This window comes from Tenacibaculum sp. MEBiC06402, from assembly GCF_049239625.1.
Lineage (GTDB): Bacteria > Bacteroidota > Bacteroidia > Flavobacteriales > Flavobacteriaceae > Polaribacter.
Genome location: NZ_JBMKKT010000004.1, coordinates 1 through 1384, shown reverse-complemented (window position 1 = coordinate 1384; position 1384 = coordinate 1). Strand labels below are relative to the sequence as shown.

The 1384-nt window shown below is 32.5% G+C and carries 2 protein-coding genes; both read left to right on the top strand.

The window, feature by feature from the left end; all coding sequences use genetic code 11:
- Window positions 1-704: hypothetical protein (locus ACOSP6_RS00025; protein ID WP_422095656.1), on the top strand; the 704-nt coding region annotated here is incomplete at its 5' end.
- A gap of 217 nt (window positions 705-921) precedes the next feature.
- Window positions 922-1308, top strand: coding sequence for a hypothetical protein (locus ACOSP6_RS00020; protein WP_422092447.1), 387 nt, complete (start codon window positions 922-924; stop codon window positions 1306-1308).
- Window positions 1309-1384: the final 76 nt, after the last annotated feature.

Here is a 1384-nt window from a genome sequence, read left to right as displayed (position 1 = left end):
CTTCGGGACCTCAACGGAAATTCAATCTTATTAATTATCTTTCCGCAACATCGGAAAACGACTCGCGTCCTTTCCCGCAAAAAATCATACACAAATACGTTGTAGCACATATGAGAAAAGTAAAATTCATAATAATAACACTTGGAATTTTCACATTTTTTTTCTCTTGTGGGAAAAGAACTAAGATTCCTGAATATGCTTACGGAATTATCCCTTACAAAGGAAATGAAACTCTTGTGTTTGAGTCAACAAACAATGATAGAGATACAATCTTTCTTAAAGGATTTGACCGATTTATGGCTGGTGGAAATCCATTAGACTTATTTCCATATAAATCAGAAATTTATCAACTTAATTGTGTTAGGTCTGACCCGAATCCACCAAATGGAGAACATAGATATTTAGAAGGAAAGTATCTTATGGAACTTTATCCTGTTGGAAAAAATGATTTTGGTGTAAATTTTGACATTATTGCAAAATGGTCTTGGTATTATGGAAAAACACACTTTTCTAAAAATGAATTAGATAGCATTCCAAACTCTAAAATTTCAATACGTGGAAAGGTGTATGATGATGTCAAAATAATAGAAGCGGACGGCTCTTATTCTAACAGAGAAAATAGAATTGAAAGATTCTATTGGAGTTTGAATGATGGACTTTTAGGTTGGGAAAAGAAAAATGAAAAATGGGAATTAATAAAATAATACGTGCTACAACAATGTATAACCGCAATTACGGCGGATTCAACTACGTCTGAATCCACTCGGAATTGCTAACGCTAGTGAATTAAAGAAAATAATTACTAATTTAACCCGCAACTGACGGTTATACCAAGCCGTTGTACGCAATATGAAAAAAGCAATTTTCCTAAATATAATTTTATCACTTTTTTTCACTAATTGTACAAGTCAAACGAAAAAAATGACCGAAAAACAATACTTTGAAAAAGCAAAATTCATTTGGCAGAATTACGTACCGAAATCTGGACAATCAGAATTCGTTCAAGGTGAACTATTAAGAGCTATCGAAAAATTAAGAGACGAAGCTCGTAGAAATGGAAATATAAACTTTGACCAAAAATGTCACGGAATTTTAATCGGATTTTTAAGAGAAAAACTATCCGATCAAAAAGTTTTTGACAAAAAAACTATCGAACAAATCAACGATGATTTAGACAGACTTTCGATTGAGGACCAACCCTATACTTGGAATGATATTTTTGACCGAATATCTGATAGAATTGTTGACTGGAATATATTTTACGGAGATGAAATTAAACACGAGAAAAACTCTGATTTATACTGTTAATAAATAAAATACTGCGTACAACAATGTATAACCGCAATTACGGCGGATTCGACTACGTCCGAATCCACTCGGTAAT